The 21,851-nt window shown below is 71.8% G+C and carries 22 protein-coding genes; 13 read left to right on the forward strand and 9 right to left on the reverse strand.

Going from position 1 to position 21,851, the window contains the following annotated elements:
• The first annotated feature begins 188 nt into the window (after window positions 1–188).
• The 4 genes from JKJ07_RS16555 to JKJ07_RS16570 all read left to right on the forward strand — a co-directional run bounded on the left by JKJ07_RS16555 (window position 189) and on the right by JKJ07_RS16570 (window position 4,436).
• A complete protein-coding gene (locus tag JKJ07_RS16555; protein WP_202992419.1) occupies window positions 189–1,121 on the forward strand; it encodes a GGDEF domain-containing protein in 933 nt (310 codons plus the stop codon).
• An 86-nt stretch (window positions 1,122–1,207) separates the two neighbouring features.
• Window positions 1,208–2,221: an arabinan endo-1,5-alpha-L-arabinosidase gene (locus JKJ07_RS16560; RefSeq protein ID WP_202992421.1), complete on the forward strand. Its 1,014-nt coding sequence runs from the start codon at window positions 1,208–1,210 to the stop codon at window positions 2,219–2,221.
• Window positions 2,222–2,233: 12 nt separating this feature from the next.
• On the forward strand, window positions 2,234–3,685 hold the full coding sequence (locus JKJ07_RS16565; protein ID WP_202992423.1) for a family 43 glycosylhydrolase: 1,452 nt from the start codon (window positions 2,234–2,236) through the stop codon (window positions 3,683–3,685).
• Between the two features lie 7 nt (window positions 3,686–3,692).
• A complete protein-coding gene (locus JKJ07_RS16570) occupies window positions 3,693–4,436 on the forward strand; it encodes a phosphotransferase enzyme family protein (RefSeq protein WP_236029006.1) in 744 nt (247 codons plus the stop codon).
• Here JKJ07_RS16570 and JKJ07_RS16575 read toward each other — a convergent pair.
• Complete coding sequence (locus JKJ07_RS16575; protein WP_202992424.1) at window positions 4,403–5,308, reverse strand: LysR family transcriptional regulator; 906 nt, start codon at window positions 5,306–5,308, stop codon at window positions 4,403–4,405. The genes JKJ07_RS16570 and JKJ07_RS16575 overlap by 34 nt on opposite strands.
• 118 nt (window positions 5,309–5,426) lie before the next feature.
• On the opposite strand from JKJ07_RS16575, the gene JKJ07_RS51115 reads away from it, so the two are divergent.
• Window positions 5,427–6,242, forward strand: coding sequence for a nuclear transport factor 2 family protein (locus JKJ07_RS51115; RefSeq protein ID WP_202992426.1), 816 nt, complete (start codon window positions 5,427–5,429; stop codon window positions 6,240–6,242).
• On the opposite strand, the gene JKJ07_RS16585 is transcribed toward JKJ07_RS51115, so the two are convergent.
• The gene (locus tag JKJ07_RS16585) at window positions 6,192–6,845 is read right to left on the reverse strand and encodes a TetR/AcrR family transcriptional regulator (RefSeq protein WP_202992427.1); all 654 of its coding nucleotides are present in this window, start codon (window positions 6,843–6,845) and stop codon (window positions 6,192–6,194) included. The two genes, JKJ07_RS51115 and JKJ07_RS16585, sit on opposite strands and share 51 nt — an antisense overlap.
• Window positions 6,846–6,938: 93 nt before the next feature.
• Between JKJ07_RS16585 and JKJ07_RS16590 the strand changes: the two genes are divergently transcribed.
• Complete coding sequence (locus JKJ07_RS16590) at window positions 6,939–7,346, forward strand: GlcG/HbpS family heme-binding protein (RefSeq protein WP_202992429.1); 408 nt, start codon at window positions 6,939–6,941, stop codon at window positions 7,344–7,346.
• A gap of 7 nt (window positions 7,347–7,353) precedes the next feature.
• Complete coding sequence (locus JKJ07_RS16595) at window positions 7,354–8,142, forward strand: AAC(3) family N-acetyltransferase (RefSeq protein WP_202992430.1); 789 nt, start codon at window positions 7,354–7,356, stop codon at window positions 8,140–8,142.
• On the opposite strand, the gene JKJ07_RS16600 is transcribed toward JKJ07_RS16595, so the two are convergent.
• On the reverse strand, window positions 8,130–9,092 hold the full coding sequence (locus JKJ07_RS16600; RefSeq protein ID WP_202992432.1) for a quinone oxidoreductase family protein: 963 nt from the start codon (window positions 9,090–9,092) through the stop codon (window positions 8,130–8,132). The genes JKJ07_RS16595 and JKJ07_RS16600 overlap by 13 nt on opposite strands.
• Window positions 9,093–9,100: 8 nt before the next feature.
• Window positions 9,101–9,472 (reverse strand): hypothetical protein, encoded by a 372-nt coding sequence (locus JKJ07_RS16605; protein WP_202992433.1) that lies wholly within the window; start codon window positions 9,470–9,472, stop codon window positions 9,101–9,103.
• Between the two features lie 198 nt (window positions 9,473–9,670).
• Here JKJ07_RS16605 and JKJ07_RS16610 point away from each other — a divergent pair, with 198 nt between their 5' ends.
• The 3 genes from JKJ07_RS16610 (at window position 9,671) to JKJ07_RS16620 (ending at window position 11,834) form a co-directional block, all read left to right on the forward strand.
• Window positions 9,671–10,507 carry a helix-turn-helix domain-containing protein gene (locus tag JKJ07_RS16610; protein ID WP_202992434.1) on the forward strand — a complete coding sequence of 279 codons (837 nt, stop codon included), beginning with the start codon at window positions 9,671–9,673 and terminating at the stop codon, window positions 10,505–10,507.
• An 89-nt stretch (window positions 10,508–10,596) separates the two neighbouring features.
• Window positions 10,597–11,463: an SDR family oxidoreductase gene (locus JKJ07_RS16615; protein ID WP_307834287.1), complete on the forward strand. Its 867-nt coding sequence runs from the start codon at window positions 10,597–10,599 to the stop codon at window positions 11,461–11,463.
• Between the two features lie 11 nt (window positions 11,464–11,474).
• Complete coding sequence (locus tag JKJ07_RS16620) at window positions 11,475–11,834, forward strand: SDR family oxidoreductase (protein ID WP_202992435.1); 360 nt, start codon at window positions 11,475–11,477, stop codon at window positions 11,832–11,834.
• Between the two features lie 45 nt (window positions 11,835–11,879).
• Here the strand turns inward: JKJ07_RS16620 and JKJ07_RS16625 are convergent, their stop codons facing one another.
• From JKJ07_RS16625 to JKJ07_RS16640, 4 genes are all read right to left on the reverse strand, one after another.
• Window positions 11,880–12,290, reverse strand: coding sequence for a hypothetical protein (locus tag JKJ07_RS16625; RefSeq protein ID WP_202992436.1), 411 nt, complete (start codon window positions 12,288–12,290; stop codon window positions 11,880–11,882).
• Between the two features lie 84 nt (window positions 12,291–12,374).
• Window positions 12,375–12,719, reverse strand: a complete 345-nt coding sequence (locus JKJ07_RS16630) for a hypothetical protein (RefSeq protein ID WP_202992437.1) — start codon at window positions 12,717–12,719, stop codon at window positions 12,375–12,377.
• Window positions 12,720–12,812: 93 nt separating this feature from the next.
• Complete coding sequence (gene car / locus JKJ07_RS16635) at window positions 12,813–16,205, reverse strand: carboxylic acid reductase (RefSeq protein ID WP_307834288.1); 3,393 nt, start codon at window positions 16,203–16,205, stop codon at window positions 12,813–12,815.
• A 52-nt stretch (window positions 16,206–16,257) separates the two neighbouring features.
• Window positions 16,258–17,022, reverse strand: a complete 765-nt coding sequence (locus JKJ07_RS16640) for a hypothetical protein (protein WP_202992438.1) — start codon at window positions 17,020–17,022, stop codon at window positions 16,258–16,260.
• A gap of 36 nt (window positions 17,023–17,058) precedes the next feature.
• Between JKJ07_RS16640 and JKJ07_RS16645 the strand changes: the two genes are divergently transcribed.
• Entirely contained in the window at window positions 17,059–17,238 is a 180-nt protein-coding gene (locus tag JKJ07_RS16645; RefSeq protein ID WP_202992440.1) for a hypothetical protein, read from the forward strand.
• 440 nt (window positions 17,239–17,678) lie between these two features.
• On the opposite strand, the gene JKJ07_RS16650 is transcribed toward JKJ07_RS16645, so the two are convergent.
• On the reverse strand, window positions 17,679–18,086 hold the full coding sequence (locus JKJ07_RS16650) for a hypothetical protein (protein ID WP_202992441.1): 408 nt from the start codon (window positions 18,084–18,086) through the stop codon (window positions 17,679–17,681).
• Window positions 18,087–18,279: 193 nt separating this feature from the next.
• On the opposite strand from JKJ07_RS16650, the gene JKJ07_RS16655 reads away from it, so the two are divergent.
• Both JKJ07_RS16655 and JKJ07_RS16660 read left to right on the forward strand, forming a co-directional pair.
• The gene (locus JKJ07_RS16655; RefSeq protein ID WP_202992443.1) at window positions 18,280–21,069 is read left to right on the forward strand and encodes an AfsR/SARP family transcriptional regulator; all 2,790 of its coding nucleotides are present in this window, start codon (window positions 18,280–18,282) and stop codon (window positions 21,067–21,069) included.
• A 53-nt stretch (window positions 21,070–21,122) separates the two neighbouring features.
• Window positions 21,123–21,842, forward strand: a complete 720-nt coding sequence (locus JKJ07_RS16660; protein WP_202992445.1) for an alpha/beta fold hydrolase — start codon at window positions 21,123–21,125, stop codon at window positions 21,840–21,842.
• Window positions 21,843–21,851 lie beyond the last annotated feature (9 nt).

The following is a 21,851-nucleotide window of genomic DNA, read 5'->3' on the forward strand; positions in this document are numbered from 1 at the left end:
GCTGCTGGTCGACGGGCTGTCCTGGCGCCGTGACCGGGCCGGCATCCTGGACACGCTGATGGTGACCGGAGGTCTCGGGCTCGGCGTCTGGCTGCTGTTCCTGCGCGACCTGATGGCGCCGGCCATGCCGGCTGGTCGCCATCGCCTACCCGCTGGCCGACCTGCTGCTGCTGGCCGGGGTCGTCCGGATGTTCACCTCCGCCGCCCGCCGGGGCCCGGCGTTCTGGCAGCTCGTCGCGTCCCTCGGCGTCCAGGGCCTGGCCCACGTGGGTTGGGTCTGGCAGTCCTCGCGGGGGGTCAACCACAACGAGCTGGCACCGGCCTTCGTGGCGAGCGCGCTGCTGCTCGGCGGGGCCGCGCTGCACCCGTCGATGGTGCGGGTGGGCAGCGCGGGCGGGCGGCCCAGCGCGGGCATCACCCCGCAGCGGGTGCTGCTGATCAGCTCGGCCTGCCTGCTCAGCCCCGTCCTGCTGCTCGTCGACGGCTTGCTCGGGGTGGGCTCGCCCGACTGGATGGCCGCGTCGGTGTGCTCCGTCGTGGTCTTCCTGCTGCTGATCGTGCGCATCCTCGGGCTGATGCGCACCGTGCAGGAGCAGTCCGAGCAGCTGGAGTCGCTCGCCTATCTGGACGGGCTCACCGGGATCCCCAACCGCCGCGCCTGGGACGTCGAGCTCGAGCGCCGGCTCGCGGTGGCCCGCAGGCACGGCAGCACCCTCGTCGTCGGGCTGATCGACCTCGACCATTTCAAGAACTACAACGACCTGCTGGGCCACCAGGCCGGCGACGAGCTGCTGCGCAGTGCGGGCTCGGCGTGGCAGCAACAGCTCCGGGCGGGCGACCTGATCGCCCGCTATGGGGGTGAGGAGTTCGGCCTGGTCATGCACTGCCGGCTCAAGGACGCGGCAATCATCATGGACCGCCTGCACGAGGCGACACCCGACGGTCAGACGTTCTCGGCGGGGCTGGCGCAGTGGACGGGTGGGGAGTCGGGCGAGCAGTTGACCGCGCGCGCCGACGCGGCGCTGTACGCGGCCAAGCGGGAGGGGCGCAACCGCTTCTCCGTCGCCGGTCATCCTTCGTACACCGACCTGCAGGCCGACTTCGTGAGTAGCCGGCACTGATTGCGCATCAACGTTCATCTATTGACAATCGCACCGCGCTTCCTATGCTGTGAACGTTAACAAACTCGTCACATGTGGAGGCCCCCATGCGGGTGAAGCTCGTCCTGCCGGTGATCGTCGTCGCCGCCGCGATGTCCGCCGTGGCCATGAATGCGCAGGCCGCCGTGCAAACGGCCGCGCCCGTCGCCGCCCTGGCCACGCCGACGACGCCACCGGGCTCGTACCCCAACCCGGGTGTGGTGACCGGGGCGACCGGCACCCATGACCCCACAATGGTCAAGACGCCCGCGGGCACGTACATAGTCGCGCAGACCGGCAACAACATCGCGCTGACCACGTCGACCGACCGCACCGCCTTCCGGGCGGCCGGCGCGGCCTTCCCGAGCGGCGCGCCCTGGACCACGACCTACACCGGGGGCAGCGCCAACCTGTGGGCGCCCGACATCTCGTACCACAACGGCCAGTACTACATGTATTACTCGGCCTCCACGTTCGGCTCCAACCGGTCGGCGATCTTCCTGGCCACCAGCCCGACCGGGGCCTCCGGCAGCTGGACCAACCGGGGCCTGGTGATCGAGTCGCGCACGTCCGACAACTTCAACGCGATCGACCCCAACCTGTTCATCGACGCCAGTGGGCGTTGGTGGCTCAACTTCGGCTCGTTCTGGTCGGGGCTGCAGCAGATCGCGCTCAACCCGTCGACCGGGCTGCGCTCCGACTCGAGCCTGCGGCTGATCGCCGGTCGCAACGGCGGGGCGATCGAGGCGCCGTACATGTTCAAGCACGGCTCCTACTACTACCTGTGGGTGTCGTTCGACCGCTGCTGCCAGGGCGCGGCCAGCACCTACCGGATCATGGTGGGCCGCTCGACCAGCCCGAACGGGCCCTTCGTCGACCGCAACGGCACCCGGCTGGCCTCCGGCGGCGGCACCCAGGTGCTGGCCGGGCACGGCAGCATCCACGGGCCGGGACACCAGGCCGTGCTGGCCGACACCGACGCCGAGGTGCTGGTCTACCACTACTACCAGGACAACGGCGCGTCCAAGCTCGGGATCAACCTCATCGGCTACGACACGGCCGGCTGGCCGTTCGTCTACTGAGGGAGAGCCTTGATGCGCACGCTCCGCACCGCCCTCGTCCTGCTGCTGGCCGCGATCGGCACCGCCGCCGTGGTCACCGAGGCCCAGGCCGCCACGGTCACCCCCGGCACCCCGTACGTGCTGGTCAACCGCAACAGCGGCAAGGCCCTCGACGTCTACAACCTGGCCACCACCGACGGCGCCGCGATCAACCAGTACGCCCGCAACGACGGCGCCTGGCAGCAGTGGAAGTTCCTCGACTCCGGCGGCGGCTGGTATCGGGTGCAGTCGGTGCACAGCGGCAAGGTCCTCGACCTTCCCACCAGCGCCGACGGCGTCCAGCTGGTGCAGAACACCGACCGCAACGACGCCCGGCAGCAGTTCCGGCTGGCCGACTCGGCCGGCGGCCTGGTCCGGCTGATCAACCGCAGCAGCGGCAAGGCCCTCGACGTGTGGGAGTGGTCGACCGCCGACGGCGCGAAAGTCTCGCAGTTCCAGGATCTCGACGGCGCCAACCAGCAGTGGCAGCTGATCGCGCTCGGCTCGGCCGCCCGCACGTTCACCAACCCCATCAAGCGCAACGGCCCGGACCCGTGGCTGCAGTACTACAACGGCTACTACTACCTGGCCACCACGACGTGGAACTCGACCATCACCATGCGCCGCTCGACGACGCTGGCCGGGCTCGCGTCGGCGGCCGACCAGGTCGTGTTCAACCTCGCCGGCCGCGCCAACGGCTGCTGCAACATGTGGGCGCCGGAGTTCCACCTGCTCAACGGCCGGTGGTATCTGTACTACGTGGCCGGGCAGAACGTCTCCGACTACAACCCGACGCAGCGGCTGCACGTGCTCGAGAGCTCGGGCAGCGACCCCATGGGCCCGTACGCCTTGAAGGCCGACCTCGGCGGCGACTGGCAGCTCGACGCGAGCGTGCTCAAGGTGGGCAGCAACCTCTACCTGATGGGCACGTACGGCGGGGACGGCGCCGGGCAGAGCAACTTCATCCAGCGCCTGACCAACCCGTACACGCTCAGTGGTTCGAGGGTGCGCCTGAGCTCGCCGACGCTGTCGTGGGAGCGGCAGACCGGCGCGGTCAACGAGGGCCCGGAACCTTTGTACCGCAACGGCAAAGTGATGGTCGTCTACTCGGCTTCGGCCTGCTGGGGCCCGGACTACAAGCTCGGCCTGCTCACCCTGACCGGCACCGACCCGATGAACCCGGCCCACTGGACCAAGAGCCCCAACCCGGTGTTCCAGCGCAGCGACGCCAACAGCGTTTTCGCGCCGGGCCACAACGGATTCTTCAAGAGCCCCGACGGTACGGAGGACTGGATCGTCTACCACGCCAACGACTCAGCGGGCGGCGGCTGCGACATGAACCGCTCCACCCGCGCCCAGAAGTTCACGTGGAACGCCGACGGCACACCCAACTTCGGCACCCCCGTACGGCTCGGGGTCACGCTGACCGCCCCGTCGGGAGAATAATCGCCGCATGACGCGACCGCCGGTGGGCTGGACAGCACTCGAGCAGTGGGGTGGCGACGCTACCCGTATCGAGAAGCTCACCGGCGGCGTCGCCAACGACGTGTGGAGCGTGCGCGTCAACGGCGAACTGGCGGTCGGCCGCCTCGGCACCAGAAGCGACGCCGACCTCGCGTGGGAGACCGACCTGATCCGGCACCTCGACCGTGCGGGCCTGACCGTGCCGGTGCCGATCCCCACGACCGACGGCCGATTGTTCGCCGACGGCATGGTCGTCATGACCTACCTGGAGGGCGGCCCGCCCGAGACCCCGGCCGACTGGCAGCGCGTGGCCGAGGTGCTGCGCGACGTGCACCGGCTGACTCTGGGTTGGCCGCAACGCCCCGGCTGGAAATCCTCGACCGACCTGCTGCACGCCGAGACCGGCACCAAGACAGACCTCCGCGCGATGCCGCCGGAAGCCGTGACCCGCTGCCGGGGGGCCTGGGCGCGGCTGGCCGGTCGCCCGGCCAGCGTCGTGCACGGCAACCCGGCCAACCCCGGCAACGTCCGTGTGACCGCCGACCGGGTCGCGCTGATCGACTGGGACGAGGCCCACGTCGACGTGTCCCTGCTCGACCTCGTCCTGCCCGGCAACGCGGCCGCCCTCGACCCCGTCACCCACGACATCGCCGCGCAAGCCTCCGCCGCGTGGGAGGCCACGGTCGCCTGGCACAGCGACTACGCGGTCGGGCGCCTGGCCGAGGTGCGATAAGTCGTCTGCCGGCCCAGCACGAACTGGGCGAACCGGCGGGCGGCCGGTGTCTGCTCGCCCGGCGCGGGCAGCACGAGGGTCCACCGCTGCTCGATCGTCACGTCGGCGAGGGGGACGACGGCGACGGCGGTGCCGACCAGGCCTTCGGGCACGAGGGCGACCCCCATGCCCGCGGACACCAGGTCGACCAGCATCGACCATTCGTTGACGGTGCAGGCGATCTCGCGGGTGAGATGCCGCTCGGCGAAGATCGCGTCCGTGCGGGCCCGCGTGCCCGAGCCGGGCTGCATCTCGACGAAGCGCTCCGCGGCCAGGTCGGCCAGGCGCACCTTGGTGGCCCGCGCGAGCCGGTGGCCGGCCGGGACGATCGCCTGCAGCGCCGTGGTGCTGATCGGATAGACGTCGAACACGTCCGCCCGTGCCGGTGACGCGGTCAGCGCGCAGTCGAGCCCGGCCGCGGCGAGCCGATCGAGCATCTGCGCGTCGGACAGCTGCTCCACGGTGACGTCGAGCCCGGGGTGCGCCTGCGCGAAGGCGCTCAGCCACTCGAGAAACGGGCAGCCCGTGCCGGAGGTCTGCGCCATGCCCACCGACAGCCGCCCGGAGATCACCGACGCCACATCCCGTACGGCTTTGCGCCCGTCCTCCGCGGCCCGCAGCGCCCGCCGGGCCTCGGGCAGCAGCGCCTCGCCCTCGGCGGTCAGCGTCACCGGGCGGCTCCCGCGCCGCACCAGCGCCGCCCCCACGTCCTGTTCGAGCCCGCGGATCGACGACGACAGCCCCGACTGCACGATCAGCTCGCGGGCCGCCGCCCGGGTGAAGCTGCGTTCCTCGGCGAGCGCGACGAAGTGTTTGAGCTGCCGCAGTTCCATGCACGTGATTATCTCGTACGGAGATGGTTTCCAGCAATTTATGCTGCGCCGGAGCAGGAAGGCTGTCTCCGCGGCATCGGTTCGTGATGGATGAAGCCCGCACCCGAAAGGTGACCCGATGCCCTCCGAAGCGCACGACCTGTTCCACCGCCTGTTCACGGCCAAGACCGCCCGCGACGTCGACGCGACCCACGCCTTCTTCCACCCGGACCGCACCTTCTACGCCGACGCCGCGCTGGGCTGGGTCTGGCCGACCAGCGAAGCCCTGCGCGCGGTGTGGGCCGAATACATGCCGGCCTGGCCGGACGGGGCCCGCTCCTACCCGACCCGCATCCTCGGCGACACCACCAGCGCGATCGTTTTCATGACCGACACCCCCGAACTGTTCGGCGGCGAGATCCGCGCCATCGCCCCCATCGACTTCGCCGACGGCCGCATCGTCCGCTGGATCGACTACTGGGACGCCCGCAACTTCGGCGCCGCCCAGGCCGCCGGCATGCGCACCCCGCCCGAGCAGTACCCCGACCTGTACGCCGCCCTGCCCGCCCGCACGCCCACCCGGATCGACGAGGTGGCGGCCGCCCTGCACGAATCGCTTGCCACGGGGGAGCCCGCCGCCTTGTTCGCCGCGGAAGCCGTCTTCGAGGACCTCACGCTGCGCACGACCATCCGGGGCCATGCCGCGATCGGCCGCTACTTCAGCCGGGCCGCGAAATCCCTCCCGTACGGCCCCGGCGCGCAACTGCGTCACGTCGTCGGCACCGACCTGGGCGGCGGCTACGAGTGGCAGTCGACGGGCCCGGTCCCGCGCGGCGTCACCGCCCTGGAACTCACCCCCGACGCTGCGATCGACCGCATGACCACAGTCTGGGACGGCGCCCTGCTACCCGACGACGCCCTGCTCGCCCTGGCCGCCTGCGCCGTGGACGTGTGACAGTCGCAGGCCGACCAGCTTGACCAGGAAACGGTCGAGCTGGTCGGTCACCGGCGGCCAGGGCAGATCGGGCTCGTTGATGCGCTGGGCCAGCATGCCGTTCACGGCGGTGCGCAGATCGACGGCCACGGTGAGCGCGTCGTCGGGCGGGGCTGCGCCGGCGTCCATGCAGCGTTGCACGGCGGCGCGGGTGCGTTCGACCATGACTTCCTTGAACGGCATGCCTAGGCGGCGGTGGACACCGCTTTCGTGAAGCACCTTGTAGAGGCCCGGGTGAGCCTGGGCCCATTCGCACTGAGCCACGATGCGGGCCCGCAATTGGGCGGCGGGATGGTGATCGTGGGCGGCCTCGGCGGCATCACCGACGGCGACCAGCTCCTCGTGGCAGCGCTGGGCGGCGGCCAACACGAGCGCGTCACGGTCGGGAAAGTAGAGGTAGACCGAGGTCGCGGCGACAGAGACGGCACGCGCGACCGCACGCAGCGACAGCGCCTGGTCGTCGCCGAGCTCGTCCAGCAGACGCACACCGGCCGCCAGGACCTCCTCGCGAAGCAGTTCACCGCGCCCACGGGTGTTCTGCTTGCGCCGGCCCGTGGTGTCCATCCCGCCGAGAATAGCCGGACCCTATTGCGCTACAGGTGTATTCCAATCCTGCTGGGTCCATCAAGGACCGTTGCACAACGCAGGGGGAACGCCATGCCGCTCACGCTCCACGAGGCTCAGACCGTCATCGCCGGCGCCCACGAGCGCGCCGCCGAGCTGGCCGCATCGGTCACGGTGGCGGTCGTTGACGAAGGCGGGCACCTGCAAGCCCTCGGCCGGATGAACGGCGCACCGCCGCTCTCCGCGCAGATCGCCGAGGCCAAGGCGGCCACCGTCGCCCTGTTCCGCCGCGACGGGGCCGCGCTGCGCACCATGCAGGAGAGCTCGCCAGCCTTTTTCGCCCAGCTTGACCGGGCCGTACGGGTGCGGATTCTGACGGGTGCGGGCGCGGCGCTCCTCATGCGCGGGGACACCGTGCTCGGCGCGCTGGCGGTGAGCGGCGGGGCGGTGCCCGGGCAGGACGACGAATGCGCTGGAGCCGCGCTGGCCGTCCTCGGATAATGGCCGGATGACGCAGGCGCTTCCGCATACCACCGGCACGCTGGCCGCCGACCTTCGCGCCTTGGGGCTGGCGGCCGGGGACATGGTGATCGTGCATTCGTCGATGCGCGCGGTCGGGTCCCTGGCCGGTGGTGTGCAGGCGGTCGTCCAGGCCTTGCTCGACGTGCTGACTCCGGACGGGACGCTGATCGTGCCCACGCACACGCCGTCCAACTCCGACCCGGCAGAGTGGAGCAAGCCGCCCGTCCCGCCCTCGTGGTGGCCGGTGATCCGCGAGCAGAGCCCCGGTTTCGACCCGGCCCGCACCCCCAGCCAGTGGATGGGGGTGCTGCCGGAGGTCGTCCGGGCCTGGCCGGGAGCGGTGCGCAGCAGTCACCCGCAGGTGTCGTTCGCCGCGCTGGGCGGCCAGGCGGTCGCCGTCGTGGGGGAGCACCCGCTCGAGGACGGGCTGGGCGAGCTTTCCCCGCTCGGGGCGCTCTACCGGGCGTACGGGAAGGTCTTGCTCCTGGGGTGCGGGCACGGCCGCAACACCTCACTGCACCTGGCCGAATGCCGCCAGAAGCCGCCCGTGCTGGTCGAGCACGGCGCCGCGGTCCGCGAGCCGTCGGGTGGCAGCCGCTGGGTCACCTGGACGGCGCCGGACGCCGACGCGTCGGACTTCGAGCAGCTCGGCGCCGCCTACGAGGCCGAGAACGGCGTGCTCCTGGGCAAGGTCGGCAACGCCGAGTGCCGCCTGATGCCGCAGCGCGCCCTGGTCGACTTCGCCACGAGGTGGCTGGGCAGTCACCGGGTCTGAGCGGGACGCAACGTCACCTTGCCGGTGGTCCTGCGGGCGACAAGGTCCTCGAAGGCGCGGCGGGCATCCTCGAGGGGGTATGCCGCGTGGACCATCGGCTTCAGCACGCCGGCCGCGGTCAGCTCGAACATCTCGGCCAGCGGCTCGGCATAGGCGCCGGGCGCGGCAAGGGCCGGCCGCAGCCAGAAACCCATCACGGCCGTGTTGCGGTCCGCGAGGGCTCCCGCGTCGACCGGCGGGCGGCCTTCGCGGGAGGCGTTGCCATAGGTGACCAGGCGTCCGAAGGTGCCCAGGATCTCAAGCCCGGCGCTGAAGACGCGCCCGCCGATCGACTCGAGAACGACGTCCACCGGCGCCCCGTCGTTGGCCGCGAGGACCCGCTCGGCATACCCGTCGGCGTCACCGGACACCGCGGCGTCCGCACCCAGCGACAGCGCCAGCTCACGGCGGGCCGCGGTGGAGGCCGTCGCGATGACCCGCCCCGCCCCGAAGTGCCTGGCCAGTTGTACCGCGAGCGAACCGACACCGCCGGCCGCCGCGTTGACGACAACCGTCTCGCCGGCGCGCATCCGGGCGCAGCTCTTCAGCACGTGCCACGCGGTCAATCCCTGGACGAGCAGCGCGAGAGCCGCGGCGTCGCCCACCCCGTCGGGCACTGCGACGGCGTCGGCCTCGTTGACCACCGCCCGCTCGGCGAAGCCGCCACCGCCGAAGATCGGGGCGAGCACCCGGCGACCGTCGGCCGCCCGGCCCACCACCTCGGTGCCGGGAACGAACGGCAACTCGGGCGCCGGTCGATAGGACCCGGCGATGCGGCTGGTGTCGGCGAAGTTGACCCCGGCCGCGCTCACCTCGACGAGCAGTTGCCCCTCGGCCGCCACCGGATCCGGCACCTTGACGAGCTCCAAGACGTCGGCGCCGCCGAAACGGGCGCACTGCACGGCTCGCACGCGGTTCTTTACCTGCCCGTCCGGCGCGAGCCGGGGCGACGGCCGCCACGTGGGGGCCCGGAGCGGCGGGGCCGGCCCGGCTGATCGGCCGGGGCGTCGACGGCGCCGGGGCTGGAGAACGACAGCGACGGCGCCGCGGGCCGCGAAGACGTGGGCGGCGGCCAGGACGACGCCGCGATCTGCGCCCCGGTGACCGGCAGCGCGGGCGAGATCTGGTCGAGCAAACGCTGCGCCAGAGCGGCGTCGATCTCGAGCTCGGCGCTGATCCGCACCTCGGCGGCGGTCGCCAGATCCACGACGTCCGCGCTGGTGTACGCATCGGGCCCGAGCGAGCTCAACCGGCGCGCGAACTCCTGCACATTGATCATCTGCAGCCTCATCCTCGTATTGCTGAGGGATCCACGGTAACTCCCGCCCGGAAAGCCCGAGCGAAACCCCTCGGCCCGGCACGGCTCCGGCGTAGGCATGCTCTGCCGATGCCATGGCCGGATGTCGTCTTCTACGGTAGTGGTGTCACCAGGCGGCACACGAACGGTACTGGTGTCACCGGGCGGCACACGACAGGGCGGGAGGCAACGATGGAGAGCTGCACCCAGGGCCTGCCCGCGCAGTTGCTCGAGACCAGCGCCGGCCTGGGGTGGCAGACCGTCGAGGCCCGCCGGTACGCCGACCCGGCGGTCGCCGACGAGTTCAGCTCCGGCTCCGACCGGCTGCTGCTGGTCCTGGTCACCGGCGGGCGCTACCGGATCGAAAGCCGGCGCGGGCGGTCGTGGCGCCGGGCCGGCTACCGTCCGGGCTCGCTCGGCGTCACAGCGCCCGGGCACGTGAGCGTGTTGCGCTGGCGCAGCACGCACCCCGACCCGATGGAGTCGCTGCATCTGCACCTCGACCCGGCCGCGGCCGGCGGCGTCGTCTTCCCGGATGCGCTCACCCTGCACGACCCGTTCGTCCTCGCCGGGGCGCGGGCCCTGGGCGCCGCGCTGCACTCCGGCGCGCCGAGCCTGTACGCGGACTCGGTCGCGCAGGCGCTCGTGACCCACCTCGCGTTCGGGGTGGTGCGGCCCCGCCGGGCGGCTGTGAAGGCCGTCGTGCCGCTGAGCGAGTCCGAGGTGCGCCGGGTGGAGGAGCACATGCGGGCCCGGCTCGCCGAGGACGTGACCGTCGACGAACTGGCCCGGGCCGCCAACGTCAGCAAATACCACTTCATCCGTGCTTTCGCCGCCGCCACCGGCCTCACCCCGTATCGCTATCTGCGCCGGCTGAGAATGCGGGCCGCGGCCGAGACACTGCGCAAGACCCCGTACGGCGTGGCCAGGGTCGCCGCGATGAGCGGGTATCGCAGCGCGGGACAGTTCGCCGCGGCGTTCCGTACGGAAATGGGTGTGTCGCCCGCCGAGTTCCGCAATTCGCGGTGATCACCGAGCAATAAACCGCGCCGCCGTCCGCGGCCGACGGGTACCTCACCGAACGTTCGAGCTGTCTCCCTCGACCTTCGGAGATCATTGTGAGCACCGTCATCATCACCGGCGCCTCCAGCGGATTCGGCGCCATGACTGCCCGCGCCCTGACCGACGCCGGCCACCGGGTGTACGCCGGCATGCGCGACACCGAGGGACGCAACAAGCAGGCCGCGGCCGACTTCGACGCGTACGGGCCGCACGCCGCCAGCCTCGAGATGGACGTGTCCGACCAGGCCTCGGTCGACGCCGCCGTCGACCGGGTGCGGCAGGAGGCGGGCCGCATCGACGTGGTCGTGCACAACGCCGGCCACATGACCCTCGGCCCGGTCGAGGCGTTCACCGTCGAGCAGATCGCCGCCGTCTACGACACCAACGTGCTCTCCACCCAGCGCGTCAACCGGGCCGTCCTGCCCCACCTGCGTGCGCAGGGCGAGGGCCTGCTCGTCTGGGTCGGCTCCTCCAGCGCCCGCGGCGGCACCCCGCCCTTCCTCGGGCCCTACTTCGCCGCCAAGGCCGCCGAGGACTCCCTCGCGGTCAGCATCGCGGCCGAGGTCGCCCGCTTCGGCATCGACACCACGATCGTCGTGCCGGGCTCCTTCACCACCGGCACCAACCACTACGCCCACGCCGGCCGCCCCGGCGACACCGCGGTCGCCGACTCCTACGACCAGAAGTACGCCGGCGTGATGGACGACCTGCTCGGCCGGCAGGCCCGACTCTCCCCGGCCGACGCCGACCCGGCCGAGGTGGCCCGCGAGATCACCCGGGTCGTCGGCCTGCCCCGGGGCCGGCGGCCCTTCCGGGTCTACATCGACCCGGCGCAGGACGGCGCCGAAGAGATCTTCCGGATCGGTGACCGGGTGCGGCGCGAGTTCTACCGGGCCGTCGGCTATGAGGACCTCCTCCGCTGAAAGGCACCGTCATGTCCAAAATCGCCCTGATCACCGGCGGGAACCGCGGCCTCGGCCGGGCCACCACCGCCACCGAGTTCGGCGGCGGTGGCCTGCAGGACGAGGACGTGCAGAAGTACCTCGCGGCGGCCAACGTGATGGGCCGGATGGGTCAGCCCGAGGACATCGCCGGTGCGATCGTCGCGCTGGTCGGCGAGGGCACCCAGTGGATCACCGCGCAGCGCATCGAGGTGTCCGGCGGGATGCTCATCGCGCGGAGCTTCTCGTACCCCGCGTCCTTCGCTGACGTGCATGCCGTGAGGAGTGCCAGCGTGGTGAGCAAGGACGCTCCGCGCACCGACGCGGCAACCCCGACCGACCCGACCGGCTAGCTCACCTGCCGATGAGCGTGCACCTGATCTTGGCCGTTTCGGAAATCACCTCAGCGCGACGGCCGCTGCCACCAACGCGACCGCCGACGCCCCAGCGCGGATGCGATCGACGCGCAGGAGAGAAGCGATCCGATCCGGATCGTACCTCGCGCCCAGCCGCGTATGAGCCGGTGCCGCCGCCGCCGCGGTGACGGTGAACGCCGCCGCGGTCGCCGCCAGCGCCACCAGCGTCCAGGCACCGGGGCCTGACCACAGCGCCCAAGCCCCGGTCACCACCAGGGCGCCGTAGACGATGACGACAAGCCTGGTGATCGCCCGAGAATGAGCTCGGTGCGCGACCGGCCATTGCGCCGCGGGCACCTTCGCCAGTGCCGGATATGCCACTGCCGTGACCGTGGCCTGGAAGCCGAAATGGGCCGCGGTTGACGCCAGCAGAGCGGTCTCGGAAGTGATCACATCTGCGAGCGAAGCATGCTTGACCGCGGGGACGACCGGCGGGGCGTGTGCGGTCCGGAAATGGGCCGGGGCACCACCATGCTGTCAGTGGTTCGGGGTGCGCAGCACGGTGTCGAGCCGGCCGTCGCGGTCCGTGTCGAGGTAGGTGAGCTCGGGCACCCCGTCACCGTCGAGGTCGAGCTGCACCATGTCGGCGATGCCGTCACCGTCGAGGTCGGTGACCACCTCGATCGATCCGTCCGAGCGCCGGCTGACAATCGAATTAGCGGTGGTGGCGACCCGGCCTGCCGGCGATCCGGGCGCGGAGGATGGCAGCGGGCCGGGCCTGCTGTCATACGCCCCAACCGGGCCGTCGGTGCCGGACGGATCGATTTCCTCTTCAGAGGGGTAGACGTCGCCGTGCCAGGCCGGATCAGGATACGTACTCATCGCCTTAACCTTCCCTGACGGAGCCGGCGGTAACCGTCGGCGCAGGAAGAAGCACACCGCTGTCGCTTGGATGGGGCCCGGACTCGCGAACCCTCAAGCGAGCGCTGGTAGCAGGCCGAGCAGCGCCAGGTCGTCCAGGTACTTCGTGATCAGTTCGGTGGTCATGGTGGGGATGTCGCCGGGGACGGCCGCGCGGAACTGGTCGGTGGGAATGGGCAGGGTCGCGGCCGGCTCGGTGAAGGCCTGCAGCAGCGGCAGCAACGAGTGCTGTCGCTGCTGCGGCGGCAGGGAACGCAGCGCCGCCTCGAAGCGGCCGAGCCACACGCCGTAGTCGTCGATGCGGGTGAGGGGACAACCGGCCTCGACGAGCAGGTCGACGACGGTGTCGAGATACGTCTCGGTGACGTGCGGATCGGTCACGTTGTAGGACCCGCCGGCCGCCGCGCCGACGATGAAATCGGCCACGAAATCGACGGGCAGGCCGCCGTAGTGCGCGGGAGTGTTGAGCCCCCGGAACGAGCGCGGCGCGAGGCCGGTCGCCACCACGCTCAGCAGCAGCCGGGTGAACACGTCGGGCACGTTGACCTGGCCGGGATAGCGGCTGTGGGCCAGCAGGAGGCCGGGGCGGACGGTGGTCACGGGCAGGCCGAACCGGTCGTGCGCCTCGCGCAGCAGCACCTCGGCCGCCCACTTGCTGTTCGCGTACCCGCCGGCGTATCCGTCGTCCACCGGGCGGACCGGGTCGGTGACGCGCAGATCGCCGGCCTCCGTGGAGGCGGCGGTCAGCACACCGATCGTCGACACGTACGTGACCGGCTTGAGCTGCTCGCTCACGGCCAGGCGGAGCACCTCCGCGGTGCCCAGCACGTTGGGCGCGAACAGCTGCGAGTAGGGCAGCACGTGGTTGACCAGCGCGGCGTCGTGCACGATCAGGTCGACCTCGGCGGCGAGCTGCTGCCACACCTCGGCGTCGAGCCCGAAGCGGTCCTCGCCGAGATCACCGGCCAGCACCTCCAGCGTCGAGGCGGCCAATTCCCCGTACGTCCGGCCGGGCTCGGTGCCGGCGTCGCCGAAGGTCGCGTCGAGCCGGGCCCGGGCGGCCTCGTCGTCGCTCCCGCGGACCAGGCAGATGAGCCGGCCGCCGGTGGGCTGCAGCCGTCGTAGCCAGGCCAGACACAGGAAACGGCCGAGGTAGCCCGTCGCGCCGGTCAGCAACACCGTACGGGGTGGGTCGGCGGCCAGTGGCGGGGCCTGGCCGATGGGGCCGAGGAACTTGTCGAGGGTCAGGTCGGCGGCCCGGAGTTCGGTGGCCGACGGGCCGTGCACCGAGGCGGGGGTGGGGCGTTCGCGGCCGGGTTCGAGGTGTCGTTGGATGAAGGACGCCACCGCGCCGAGGTCGTTGACCGGGCTGATGATCTCGGCGACCGGCACGGTGAAGCCGTACGTCTCACTCAGCAGCGTGGACAGCCGCAGCGCGGACACCGAGTCGCCCCCGAGGTCGGCGAAGCGGGCCTTCGCGTTCAGGTCGTCGGCGGGGGCGCTCAGGATCGCGCGGGCGGCGGTGACGACAGTGTCCGGAACCGGCTGATCGCGGCCGGTGGTGCGCAACCGGCGCAGCTCGTCGGTCTCGCGCTCGGCGAGCTCGGCGTAACGCCGTTCGAGCCGTTCCCCGTACCGCTGCTGCAGTTTCGGCCGCATCAGTTTGCGCGCCGCCGACATGAGCCCGTTGCCCGTCGAGAAGGGCTCGGTCTCGACCAGGAAGTCCCGCGGGATCTCGTACGCCTCGAGCTGCTCGGCCCGGCCGGTGCGCCGCAGCGAGTCGCGGACCAGGGCGGTGACGCGCTCCGGGTCGGCCGCGGCCTCAGGGGTGGGCACGACGACGGCCAGCAGATAGGGGCGCTCACTGTTGCCGTACAGGTAGATCTGCTGGATCACCGGGCCGGTCGCGAACACGGTCTCCAGCCGGGAGAGCGCGACGAACTCGCCCTGGGACAGCTTCAGCAGGTTCTTGCGCCGGTCCACGTAGGTCAGCGTGTCCGGGGCGAGCTCGGCCACGATGTCGCCGGTGCGGAAATACCCGTCCGAGGTGAAGACCTCCGCGGTGGCGTCGGGCTGCTGGTAGTAGCCCGGGATCAGGGTCGCCGACCGGATCAGCAGCTCGCCGCGCGGATGCGGCCGGTCGGTGCTGTAGTAGTTGAGGTCGGGGACGTCCTCGAGGCGGTAGTCGAGCACGTGTTCCCGCATCACCCGGCCGTCGAACAGCACCGCCCCGGCCTCGGTCGAGGCGTAGCCGTCGGACAGCCGGATCCCGAGCACGGACGCGACGAACGCCGACAGTTCCGCGGCCAGCGGCGCCGAACCGCAGACCGACCACAGCACCCGGCCGCCGAAGACCTCCTCCCGCAGCGTCGACTTCGCCGCGTCCTCGTCGATACCGTCGCTGATCATCAGCTGGTAACGCTGGTGGACCACGTCGACGAGCCGGGGCACGAGCATCAGGATCGTGGGCCGGGCCAGCGCGAAATCTTCGAACAGCGTCGACAGGTCACTCTTGCCCACGAAGAACGACGTACCACCGCGGGCCAGCGTGCTGAACAGGATGGCCCGGCCGGCGAGATGGCTCATCGGCAGGTAGGCGACGTCGATCAGGGGCAGCCCCGGCCGCTCCGGGAAGAAACCGCGCCACAACTCGGCGATCAGCCGGGCCGGGTAGGCCGCCCCCTTGGGCGACCCGGTCGTCCCCGACGTGTAAATGACCAGCGAGAGCCGCTCCTCGTCCACGGCCGTCGCCGCGGGCACCGGCAGTTCGCGGCCGCGTTCGAGCACCTCGGCCAGGGTCTCCACGACGATGCCGGAAAGCCTTCCCCGTACGGCGTCGATCCGCTCCCGCTCGTCGTCCACATCGGCATGGTGATCGAAGACGACCAGCCGCCGTACGGAGGTGCCGGCCGCGACGATTTCGGCGGCCGTGCCCAGGTGTTCCAGGCTGACCGCCAGCATGCGGGGCTTCGTCTCGTGCAGCAGGGGCAGCAGCTGTGCGGGGGACGAACCCGCCGACAACGGCACCCCGGTCACGTCGAGCCGCACGTACACCATTTCCAGCGTGGCGTAGTCGCCGCCGGTCGATCCCAGCGTCGCCACGAAGTCGCCGGACCGGATCGGCTCGCGCTCGTCGTCATGCCAGGCCGCGGCCAGCGCACCCGCCCGCCGCCACAACTCGCCGTAACTGACCGTGTCGAAGCGCGGCAGCAGCCGCCGGGTGGTCCGCCCTGTCCCCGGGTCGACGACCGCCTCGGTGGCCCGTACGCCGTAGGCGGGCCGATCCGCGTAGCCCGTCATTACCTCGGCCACCACCGCCTGCAACGACGTCTCCGGCCGCCGGACGACCTCGGTGATCCGATCGTCGGGCACCGCCGCGGCGAACTGCTCGTCCCGTTCCAGCAACAGGGCGATCCTGTCCGGGTCGACGAGGTCGGTATGAGTCACTAGCCACCTCCGGGTGTCCCGTCCGAAGGTAGCCCGGGTTTTCGCCCGCCGGTCACGGTGTGGTCGCCGGCTTGGCGGTGAGGGCGGGCCGCCCCTCCCAGACGGCAGTGCGCTCGACCAGCCCGTACGACCGTGGAAGCCGGCCGGTGATCGCCAGCCAATATTCCTCTCCGTCGGCCGGGCAGGTGGTGTGGCGGCCGGCGGGAACTATGCCGACGGTGTAGCCGTCCGGCCGGTTCTGGTAGACCACGTATTTGTTCTTCTGCACCAGGCTTTCGTACCGGGACGCCTCCACGATGCGCCGGTCCGTCACCGCGCATCCGGGTGCGGGCAGGGCCTCGGGCGGGTCGTGGGCGAGGCGGAGCCGGTCGCCCAGCGCGAACGCGAGTTTCGTGCGGACGGTGACGACCGGCCGGTTCTGCGGTGTCTCGATGGCCCGGGACATGCTCAGCGAGGACTTCGCGGCGATCCACGAGCCCTGGTTGATGTTTTGGTCGAGGGCGGTGGCGCACCGGCGGTCCTGCCCCTCGGCCACCGGCTCGCCGATGCGGGTTCCGTTCGGATAGGCGCAGACGTAGACGGCCGACGCCAGCACCAGCATGGCCGTGTCGGTGTCGTTGCTGACCTCGTACTTGACCACGGCGAAGTTCATGCCGTTGAGCGTGCCCTCGTGGGTGACGGAGATGGTCTGGGTGAGCGCGGCGTTGGCCCGGCCCGGCAGGTAGATCGCGCCGTGGTAGAACTCGATGAGCGGCAGCGCACCCGCGGCCACGGACAGAACGAGTGCCGTGGTGAGCGCGGGCAGCCGACCCACCACTCGCCGAGGCCCCGGGTCGCGGCGGCCAGCCAGGCGATGAGCACCGAAACCGACACCGTGAGCGACAGCGTCGCGGCCACCAATGCTCCGCAGGTGGACACCGTCCGGGACTTCACCCAGGTGAGCCCGATCCCGCCGGCGATCACCAGCGGCGCCGTCTGCAAGAACCGGTCGAGCAGAAGTCCGGAGAGGCTGACCGGAGTGGAGTCCTCCTGAAACCAGGTCATCGCGGTCAGCGCGATCGCCGGCAGCAGCAGGGCCGCGACGCGCCACCGCTCGCCCTTCGACAGTGCCCTGGTGACGGTGATGAATCGAGACTCGGCGTCGGCCACTGGACTCGCCCCTTCCCGCTGGCGTTCACCAGTCCCTGACGGACAGAGCGCCGTGCCTCAGGACGGTGGTCATCGGGCTGACACGGCATCGCGGTCGCGGGCGATGAGGCGGAGGATGATGCGGCGCAGCACGTCGAGCTGGGCGGGGTTGTAGATCGCTCGTAGACAATCACGAATGGGCGGAGCGGCGACGGCTTCTCCGACGGGTCCCCAACTGCCCCCAGTGGTTTGATCGACGGCGTGACCATAACAGGAGGTCGGCCGGGCTTACGCCGGTCGAGTAGCGTTACCCCGTCCGAGCCGTACATCGCGGCACCCGGGCAGTCAGCCGTCGAAGCCGGCGGCGAGGTGTTGCGCGACGCGGCGGGCGGCCTTGCGGCCGGCTCGTTGGGGTATGAGACCTTCCATGGCCACACCGCGAACAGTGGCGACGACACCACCCTGTTGTTCCCGGATCGCCACCGTGACGACAGCCGGGTTCGTGTTCAGCGCGCCTGAGCCCATGATGACCTGCGACTCGGCTGTCCTGCCGCCCAGGGAGTCCAAGGTCCGGCCGATCAGCGCCGAGGCGGCCGGCAACGGCAGCGGGAGCTCCACCGCGGTCTCGAAGATGTCGGCTCGCATCCGGCGGGCCGCGAAGCGTGCTCCCCACCCCGCGCCGCGTTTCGTGCTCTCACCCAGCGTGAACAGCCCGGCGACCAGCAGCTCGTGTTCCGCGGGGGCCAGCTCCACGACCGCAGTAGATCACGGTGAGCCGCGCAGCCGGTGGCCACCCGCCGCCATCTTGCTGTCGATCGGAGCCGGCGCGTGAAACGCGGGCCAGACGGATACCTTCCTGCGCACCAGCTGAGTTCGGGCGCACAGGTGTTGTGATCCTGGCTGCTCAGTGGTTTTCGCCGGTCGTCGCGGCGGGCAGAGTGGGCATGTGTCGACGGTCGTTCGGATCCGGGTGTTCGGGGGGCTGCGGCTGTGGCGTGCGGGCGAGGAGGTCGACGTCGGGCCGCTGCGCCGGCGGATCGTGCTCGCCGCCCTGCTGGCCGGGCGTGGGGCGGTGGTCACCACCGGTGAGCTTGTTGACGCGTTGTGGGGCGACGACCCGTCCCCGAGCGCCGTCAACCAGGTGCAACGGCTGATCGGGCAGGTGCGGCGGCTGTTCGAGCCGGAGCTGCGCAACCGCGAGACGGGTTCCTGGGTGGTGCCCGTCGGCGACGGCTATCGCCTGCGGGTCGAGGGGCGCGCCCTGGATCTCGCGGCCTTCTTCGAGCTGGCCGCGGCGGGCCGGGCGGCCGCGGCGCGCGACGATCACCGGGAGGCGGCCCAGAAGTACGAGCAGGCCCTGGAGGTGGCACGGCAGCCGCCGTTCGCGGGCCTGCCGCCGGCCCTGCTGGAACTGCCGGCGTTCGTGGCGATCGACGCGGCCCGGGCCGAGACGGCCGTCGAGGCCGCCGACATCGCCCTCGCGCACCCGCGGGCACGCCGACTGTTGACCCTGGTGGCCGGGTACGCGGCCGCCGCGCCGCTGCACGAGCCGCTGCAGGCGCGTCTGATCCGCCTGCTCACCGCGGCCGGCCGCCGCGCCGAGGCGCTGGTGTTGTTCGAGCAGGTGCGGCAGCGCCTCGCCGGGGACCTGGGCACCGACCCCACGGTCGAGCTGCGGGCCGCCCACCTGGACGCGCTCACCGACCCGCAGACCGAGCCGGAGGCGATCCGGCCCGCTCAGCTGCCACTGCCGGTGGCCGGTTTCACGCCGCGGGACGACCTGGTGGCGGCGCTGGAGCCGGGCCGCGGCGCGGCGGTCGTGACGCTCAGCGGCATGGCCGGCGCGGGCAAAACCACGCTGGCCGTGCACTGGGCGCACCGGCTGACCGCCGAATACCCCGACGGCCAGCTCTATCTGAACCTGCGGGGCTTCGACCCCGACGGCCGGCTGGTGGGGCCGTCGGAGGCCCTCAACACCCTGCTGGAGTCGGTGGGCATCGCCGCGGCCGCCGGGAGCACGCTCGAGACACGGGCCGCGCGCTGGCGCTCCGCGCTGGCCGGCCGCCGCATGATCCTGGTGCTGGACAACGCCCGCGATTCGGCGCAGGTGCGCCCGCTGCTGCCGGGGTCGACCGCGTGCCTGGTCGTGGTGACCAGCCGCAATCGCCTGACCGGCCTGGTCGCCCGCGAGGCGGCCCACCCGGTGCAGGTCGGCCGGCTCGACCGGGCGGCCGGCTGGGACCTGCTGGCCCGGCGGCTCGGCCGCCCGCGGCTCAACGCCGATCCGGCGGCGACCGACGAGCTCGTGCAGTGGTGCGCGGGGCTGCCGCTGGCCCTGTCCCTCGCGGCCGCCCGCACCGCCGTGCGGCAGGAGCTGAGCCTCGCCGACGTGGTCGCCGAGATGCGGGCCGCGGGCCGCCGGCTGGACGCCCTGGGGACGGGCGAGCCGCACGACGACGTACGGTCGGCCTTCTCCTGGTCGTACGCCGCGCTCACCCCGGCCGCGGCCCGGCTGTTCCGCTTGCTCGCCGTGCATCCCGCCACCGAGATCGCGGCCGGCGCGGTGGCCAGCATCGCGGGCGCCGGCGCGGGCGAGGCGCTGGCCGAGCTGCACACCGCGAACATCGTCACCCAGCTTGGCGTGGACCGGTACATCCTGCACGACCTGATGCACGCGTACGCGGCCGAGCTGCTCGACGCGGGCGAGCGGGAGCAAGCCGAGCACCGGCTGGTCGACCACTACGTGCACACCAGCCGCAACGCGTACCTCACCTTCGGGCTCCCGCCGCCCACCGACCCGGGCCCGCCACCGGCCGGTGTCCATCCCGTCTCCCCACCCGGCGACAACGCGGCCCTCGCCTGGTACAAGGCCGAGCGGCCGGCGCTGGTGGGCGCCGTCGAGCTGGCCCTCGACCGTGGGTGGGCGCGCGCCGCGGCGCTGATCGTGCTGCACGTACGGCCGCTGCGCTCGTCGTCGGCGGAGCCGCGGAGCGATTCGCGCGAGCAGACCGTTCGCGTGTGGCAGGCCGTCGAGCAGCTCGGCGACCCGGTGCTGCGGATCGGCCTCGGGCGTGAGGTGGCCACCCTCGTACGGGCAACGGAACCGGAACGCGCGGTCGATCTGCTGACGCGGGCGCTGGACCTCGCCGTACGGGAAGGTCTGGTCTTCTGGCAGGCCCAGGCACATCGCAGTCTGGGCGGGTGGCCGTCGATTCTTGACCGGGCCGGCCGGCTCGAGCATCTGCGGCGTGCGGTCGCCCTGGCCCGCGACGCGCACGACGTCAGCGCGCTCGTCTACGCGCTGGAGGCTTCGGCGGTCGAGCATCTCGCCGGGAACGACGCGGCCAAGGCGGTCGCGGCGTTGAGCGAGGGCCTCGAGCTGGCCCGCGCCGCCGCCATGAACGACTTCGTGGTCTCGCTGGCCGGCCGCCAAGCCGAAGCGCTGTTGCAGCTCGGCGACGCGGCCGCCGCGATCCGGGCGGCCGACTGGGCGCTGGCCAACGCGGCCGCCGGTGACATCCACACCGCCTACGCCGCCAGCCGGTTCGTCGCCATCGCGTACGCACGGCTCGGCGACGCGATCCGGGCCCGCGAGGCGGCCCGCGTGTTCCGGGAGCTCTGCGAGCGGCACGCCGATTCCTACAACGGCATCTTCGGTGCCGATCTCGTGGCCCACGAGCGTCAGGAGGTCGAGGACGCCGTCGCGGCGATGGGAAGTGCACCGGCTTTGCAGTGATCGTGCAGTGGGTGCTGCTGTGCTCGGTTCCTCACCACACCAGAGGAGCTGACATGCCCGCCATCAACGCCCCGGTGATCGTGCTCGTGCACGGCGCCTTCGCCGACTCCGCCAGCTGGGCGCCGGTCACCCGGCTGCTGCTCGACGCCGGCTACGACGTCCGGGTGCCCCCGGTGCCCAACCGCAGCCTGTCCGGCGACGCGGCGTACATCCGCCGGTTCGCCGAGCAGATCGACGGTCCGGTGCTGCTGGCCGGCCACTCGTACGGCGGCGCGGTGATCACCGTGGCCGGCGTCGCCGACAACGTCGCCGGGCTGGTCTACGTCTCCGGATACGCCCTGGCCGAGGGGGAGAGCCTCGGCCAGCTGCAGGGCGGTTTCCCCGACTCCGACCTGGCCGCCAACCTCGTCTACGAGCCGTACACCCTGCCCGACGGCACCGACGGCACCGACGTCTCGGTCAAGATCGACGCCTTCCCGGAGATCTTCGCGGCGGGGGTGCCGCTGGCCACCGCCCAGGTGCTCGCCGTCTCGCAGCGGCCGCTGTCGGCCATCGCGTTCGGCGAGCCGGCCTCGGTGGCGGCCTGGAAGACCAAGCCGGCGTGGGGGATCGTCTCGTCGGCCGACCGCACGATCAACCCGGACGTCGAACGCTACGGCTACGAACGCGCCGGGCTGCGCGCGGTGACCGAGATCGACGCGCCGCACCTGGTCATGCACGCCCGCCCGGCCGAGGTGGCTCGGGTCATCACCGACGCCGTCGCCGCCCTGTAGCCGCCGCCC

Source organism: Paractinoplanes lichenicola, assembly GCF_016785085.1.
Taxonomy (GTDB): Bacteria; Actinomycetota; Actinomycetes; order Mycobacteriales; family Micromonosporaceae; genus Actinoplanes; species Actinoplanes lichenicola.